Here is a 5670-nt window from a genome sequence, read left to right on the forward strand (position 1 = left end):
TAAATGCCCCACAAAGTGAAGTAGCGCTTCGTAGAGTATTCAGGTACTTTGCGGGGACCCCGGGAAATCGGTGAAAGCTTCATAAAGGGCGTAAGACAAGAAGAGGTTTCGGTGACCTCGTTTCGCATCCGGTTTTCAGGGCGCAAGCTCTGATATAGGCCAATATGGAGAGATACCCAAGAGGCCGAAGGGGGCGCTTTGCTAAAGCGTTAGGGTGTAACAGCCGCGAGGGTTCGAATCCCTCTCTCTCCGTATTCCCACATATGGCGGTGTAGCTCAGCTGGCTAGAGCGTTCGGTTCATACCCGAAAGGTCGGGGGTTCGATTCCCTTCGCCGCTACCATATTTTCTCGGGCGCTTAGCTCAGCCGGGAGAGCATCTGCCTTACAAGCAGAGGGTCGGGGGTTCGATCCCCTCAGCGCCCACCATTTCACTTTACGNTTTTTATATAGTGTGGCTCGGTAGCTCAGTTGGTAGAGCAGAGGACTGAAAATCCTCGTGTCGGCGGTTCGATTCCGTCCCGAGCCACCATTTTTATTTTTAGGTGCTTTCTTGTTCATGGAGGGCTAGCGAAGTGGCCAAACGCAGCAGACTGTAAATCTGTTCTCTGACGAGTTCGGTGGTTCGAATCCATCGCCCTCCACCATACTTACGACAACCAGCCGCAGCTTCTATTGGGAAGCAGCGGCTTTTTTGTATATCAGAAGAATTTGGAGGGAAGGGAACATGGCAACTCTGTATGTATCCGATTTGGATGGAACCTTGCTTAACCGCAATCATGAGATCAGCGCCTTCAGCGCCGGGGTGATACAGAATTTAATAGAAAAAGGATTGCCTTTTACATATGCGACTGCCCGTTCTTTTGCATCGGCGCGTGGGGTGGCTGCAGGAATTACGCCCCGGCTCCCGGTCATTGTCAACAATGGGGCCTTTATCGTGGACTCCGCAACAGGCGTCCCCATGTTCTCGGCTTATTTTCAGGAGGAGGAGAAAATGGCAGTGGCCGGTCTCCTTGACCGGTACAGGTTATATCCCCTGGTATACAGCCATCAGGATGGGGCTGAAAAGGTATCCTGGATTGCCGCGGAAGAAAATGAAGGGATGCGGTATTACATCAGCCAGCGGAAAGGGGACAAGCGGTTTCAGCCGTTGTCATCGTCGGAGCGGCTTTATGCGGGAGAGGTGTTCTACTTCACGTGCATTGGAGAGCGGGAGAAGCTGCTCCCCGTATATGAAGCTCTCCGGGATCATCCCCATTGCCAGTGTCTTCTTCAACAGGAGCTTTACCGGGACGAATATTGGTGCGAAATTATGCCCAAACCGGCCACCAAAGCAAATGCCATCCTTAAACTGAAGGAAGAATTGGGTTGTACGCGGGTGGTTTGCTTTGGCGATGGTTTGAATGATCTATCCATGTTTGCCATTGCGGATGAATGCTACGCCGTGGCCAATGCTGTTGAGGCTCTGAAAGCGGCGGCCACCGGGACCATCGGCGCCAACAGCGAGGATGGCGTCGCATTATGGCTCCGCCAATACGCCACCTCTTAAGCTGACAGGCGCCGCACCGCTCAATCTACTCCAGCTTGTCGCGTACAGATTTCAATTTGGATTCCATCGTGGCGGCTTTATCCCTCCGGTCGTCGATCCGGATGGTGGTGTTGACCCGGGCCGCCCCCTTCATAAACGGAACCTCATGCATACGCCGGACAACGGTCAGCAGCTCGTCCAGCTCCCCCTCAATAATAGTGCTCATCGGCGTCAATTGAAATTTGACCGCCTCCTCCGCCTGCTCCAACACCTTATGAACCTCCGCCACATAATGGCTGACACTGGGACTTCCCGTGCCCAGCGGTACAATTGTGACTTCCACAATAGCCATGCCTGTTCACCCTCCATGTGTATATAGAAATACGAATGCTCTGCATATTATTGTAGTCCTATTTTCCCCGGACCGTAAAATTTTTTTGCATGTAAATAGAATGGGGCCAGATGTGCCAACCTTAAGATTGGTGCGCCCAAAAGCGCTGGCAGTCCAGGCATCATTTGGCGGCGGTGGACTTTTGCTGGAATCGGCACCAGTATTTTAGTATGGGAGAAGCCGTCTTTTCCATGGTAACCTTAGTATAGCTGATCTTGGTTTTACCAGATCGGGAGATTCTACACAATTCACGCAATCTTATGCAGCCTTGGAGGGATCAATTCTTGTTTACTCGTAAAGTAAAGCAGGCAATGGCGGTTACGTTGACGGCAGCAGCAATTTTTGCCGGCGGTGCGGCAGGTACCGCACATGGAGCAGCGGCAGACATGGATGCGGTATCCATCGCCCGCGAGATGGCAGGACGGGATTTTACCAAAGGGCAGGCCACTCCGGCCACAGGCTTCGATGCTTCCGGCCTGGTTTATTACATTTACCAGACGCTTGATTATGATATTCCCCGTTACATGAACGCCCAATACAAGATGGACAAGCCTTTTGTGAAGGAATCCGGCAATGTGGAGCCGGGAGACATCGTCTTCTTCGGCAGCGGCGGATATATTTCCTTCAACGGCATTTATATGGGCAATAACGAGTTTGCCATGTCCTCCAAGTCGGAGGATGAAGTGGTGATCCGCAAGATGAGCGCATATGCGGACCAATTCATTGGAGCCAGACGTGTCCTGTCCAAAGAAGACCAGCTTAAAGTGAAGCTGATCCTGGACGCCAGAAAGTACCTGGGCACCCCATACGTATTCGGCGCGAAATACGGCCAGACGGCCACCTTTGATTGCTCCTCCTTCGTCAAAACCGTGTTTGCCCAAAACGGCATCACCCTTCCCCGGGTATCACGCAACCAGGCGCTGGAGGGGACCTATGTCAGCCGGGCCAATCTGCAGGTAGGGGATTTGGTGTTTTTCACAACCAAGGATTCCAAAGGAAAAATCGGTCATGTCGGTATCTATGTGGGCGACGGCAACATGATTCATACCTACGGCGAGGGCGGCGTCAAATACTCCACTATTGAAAAAGGCTGGTGGAACGACCATTATGTAACGGCCCGCCGGCTGGTAAAATAACCATTCCTTGACCATCCCCCGGGGCGATTTGCTCTTGGGGGATTTCTTTTGCTGCTTCCGCGGTGTTTTTGGACATGCTGTGAAGGACGGGCTCATATGTTACAATAGAAAGAGATACCCCGCAAATCGTGAATAGGCGGCATAGGAGCAGTGGTTATGGACTGGGATCATATTGTGGAAGAGCTGAAGGAAATTCTGCAAATCCCCTTGAAGAGGGAGGTTATGTCCGCAGACGATTGGGACCGGTTGGCGAGCCGGCGGCAAACGCAGGAAGACATTTTGCGCAGGGGCGGGAAAAACGGAAGAGTGTATATTGCTCTGGGCACTCCCAAACCGGATCTGGTGGAGGTGCTGGAGCTGGAGGAGGCGCTGGTGACTCCCTCCGAGCTGAGGCTGGTGGAGATGCTGCTGGAGGCTTGGGCCGGAAAAGCGCATCTCAGGAGCGAGGAGCCCGTGCAGCTCGTCAATGAGGATGAACGCAAGGCTTTGCTGGTACGCGAGTGGCTTTTGGACCGTCTGGAATCCGGCGACTTTCGCGCCGATATGCCGGAACCGCTGGCCACGCAGCTGTCCCTTTACACGCCGCGCATCCCCTTTTTGGTGAACGGGGATTATACCGGCATGCGCAAGGTGTCCTATGTGGAGCTGAAGCGGCTTTTGGAGTCTTTTTTTGATGAGGAGATTCTGCTGATTCCCTTAATGGAAAAAGAATGGCTGATTCTTGGCTCGGAAGGGCTGCTGACTGCCAGCCAGGAGGAGGACCGCGAGGGCGGCGAGGAGGAAACCCAGGAGGAGGCGCTGTTTTCCCTGTGCAGCGGCTTGTATGAAATGCTGTCCAATGAGTGGGTAGGCGAGTGCCACGTGACCACCAACTACCCGAAGACCCCGGCCGCGTCGCTGCTGTCATCCGTCCAGGAGATGCGTGAAGCCATCCGGCTGGGTAAAAAGTATCATGTGGGGAGCAACCTGCATTTGCCCTGGACCATGCATATGGAGAGGCTGCTGTACGCTGTTCCCGACCAGGACCGGATGCAGTTCGTCGATCATATTCTCCGCGGCATTGACCATGTGCTGGATCAGGAGATGCTGTCCACTCTGGAGAATTTCTTCGCTCTGGACTGCAATGTCAGCGAAACGGCCAAGAAGCTGTACATTCACCGCAATACCCTCCTGTACAGGCTGGACAAGTTCAAGCAGGAGACCGGCAAGGATGTAAGGACCTTCAATGACGCCGTGTTGGTAAAGACAGCGCTCTTATTGTACAAAGTTACGAAAAGGAAGTAGTTTTTTTGTAAGGTTTGTGCATAGTCACAAGACCTAGAATAGGGTAAGATAAGACTATCAAGAACGACAAGAAATGATATGTGGGAGGAATTAAATATGGCAGGCGTGCGCTTACACCATATCGTAAAAACTTATCCGGGAAACACCGAACCGACCGTTAAAGACTTCCATCTGGATATTAAAGATAAAGAATTCGTTGTACTGGTTGGCGGCTCCGGCTGCGGTAAGTCCACCACCCTTCGTATGATTGCCGGTCTGGAAGAAATCACTTCCGGCGAGCTGTACATCGGTGACCGTCTGGTGAATGACGTAGCCCCTAAGGACCGCGACATCGCAATGGTGTTCCAATCCTACGCCCTGTACCCGCACATGAACGTATATCAAAACATGGCATTCGGCCTGAAGCTGCGTAAGTTCAAGAAAGCCGACATTGACGCCCGCGTTCGTCAAGCTGCCAAGATCCTCGATATCGAGCACCTGCTGGACCGCAAGCCGAAGGCTCTGTCCGGTGGTCAACGTCAGCGTGTTGCTCTGGGCCGCGCAATTGTGCGTGAGCCGCAAGTGTTCCTGATGGACGAACCGCTCTCCAACTTGGACGCCAAGCTGCGGGTTGCGATGCGTACTGAAATCCTGAAGCTGCACAAACGTCTGGAAACCACCTTCATCTACGTAACGCATGACCAAACCGAAGCCTTGACCATGGGCGATCGGATCGTAGTTATGGAGCAAGGCGTTATCCAACAAGCCGCTACTCCGGATGAAATGTATAACTTCCCGGTTAACATGTTCGTTGCCGGTTTCATTGGAACTCCTTCCATGAACTTCATCAACGGTACGCTGGCTGACGAAGGCGGCGCTGTATACTTCAAGACCAACGGCATCCGCGTAGAAGTTCCGGGCGGCAAAGCCAAGTCCCTCCGCGACAAGGGTTACATCGGCAAGGAAGTGGTAATGGGTATCCGTTCCGAGGACATCCATGACGAGCCGATCTTCCTGGAAGGCTCCCCGAACACCATCGTGAATGCAAACGTGGAAGTAACCGAGAACCTCGGTCACGAAATGTTCCTTCACTTGACCGGTTTGGGTGCAAGCACTGTAATTGCCCGTGTTGACGGACGTTCCGCCATCAAGGACGGCACTGCTGTGAAGCTGGCATTCGACATGAACAAGGTTCACTTCTTCGACAAGGAAAGCACTGAGTCCATCCTGATTAAATAAGTTTTTCCACATAGAGATAAAGCCGGCTAATGCAGCCGGCTTTTATTTCCATATCAGAAAGTATAAAATCTTGAGGTGTAGAAGCCCTTTCTAACCATATCAGAAAGTATAAAAT

Annotated in this window: 5 protein-coding genes and 5 tRNA genes; 9 read left to right on the forward strand and 1 reads right to left on the reverse strand. The window is 52.5% G+C overall.

Annotation, left to right across the window (positions count from 1 at the left end; all coding sequences use genetic code 11):
- Window positions 1-166: 166 nt before the first annotated feature.
- The 6 genes from DQG13_RS30080 (at window position 167) to DQG13_RS30105 (ending at window position 1547) form a co-directional block, all read left to right on the forward strand.
- Window positions 167-252: transfer RNA gene (locus DQG13_RS30080), tRNA-Ser, on the forward strand.
- 13 nt (window positions 253-265) lie between these two features.
- Window positions 266-342, forward strand: a tRNA-Met gene (locus DQG13_RS30085).
- Window positions 343-351: 9 nt separating this feature from the next.
- Window positions 352-427 (forward strand) — tRNA-Val (locus tag DQG13_RS30090).
- A gap of 27 nt (window positions 428-454) precedes the next feature.
- Window positions 455-530, forward strand: a tRNA-Phe gene (locus tag DQG13_RS30095).
- 29 nt (window positions 531-559) lie between these two features.
- A tRNA-Tyr gene (locus tag DQG13_RS30100) sits at window positions 560-645 on the forward strand.
- 80 nt (window positions 646-725) lie between these two features.
- Window positions 726-1547, forward strand: coding sequence for an HAD family hydrolase (locus DQG13_RS30105; RefSeq protein WP_113023889.1), 822 nt, complete (start codon window positions 726-728; stop codon window positions 1545-1547).
- A gap of 25 nt (window positions 1548-1572) precedes the next feature.
- On the opposite strand, the gene DQG13_RS30110 is transcribed toward DQG13_RS30105, so the two are convergent.
- Window positions 1573-1878: an MTH1187 family thiamine-binding protein gene (locus tag DQG13_RS30110; protein ID WP_113023890.1), complete on the reverse strand. Its 306-nt coding sequence runs from the start codon at window positions 1876-1878 to the stop codon at window positions 1573-1575.
- A gap of 323 nt (window positions 1879-2201) precedes the next feature.
- Between DQG13_RS30110 and DQG13_RS30115 the strand changes: the two genes are divergently transcribed.
- The 3 genes from DQG13_RS30115 to DQG13_RS30125 all read left to right on the forward strand — a co-directional run bounded on the left by DQG13_RS30115 (window position 2202) and on the right by DQG13_RS30125 (window position 5555).
- The gene (locus tag DQG13_RS30115; RefSeq protein ID WP_181593103.1) at window positions 2202-3053 is read left to right on the forward strand and encodes a C40 family peptidase; all 852 of its coding nucleotides are present in this window, start codon (window positions 2202-2204) and stop codon (window positions 3051-3053) included.
- A 156-nt stretch (window positions 3054-3209) separates the two neighbouring features.
- The gene (locus DQG13_RS30120; protein WP_113023892.1) at window positions 3210-4337 is read left to right on the forward strand and encodes a PucR family transcriptional regulator; all 1128 of its coding nucleotides are present in this window, start codon (window positions 3210-3212) and stop codon (window positions 4335-4337) included.
- 96 nt (window positions 4338-4433) lie between these two features.
- The gene (locus tag DQG13_RS30125) at window positions 4434-5555 is read left to right on the forward strand and encodes an ABC transporter ATP-binding protein (RefSeq protein WP_113023893.1); all 1122 of its coding nucleotides are present in this window, start codon (window positions 4434-4436) and stop codon (window positions 5553-5555) included.
- The last annotated feature ends 115 nt before the right edge of the window (window positions 5556-5670 follow it).

Origin of the sequence: Paenibacillus sp. YN15, from assembly GCF_003285005.1 — a bacterium.
GTDB lineage: Bacteria > Bacillota > Bacilli > Paenibacillales > NBRC-103111 > Paenibacillus_AR.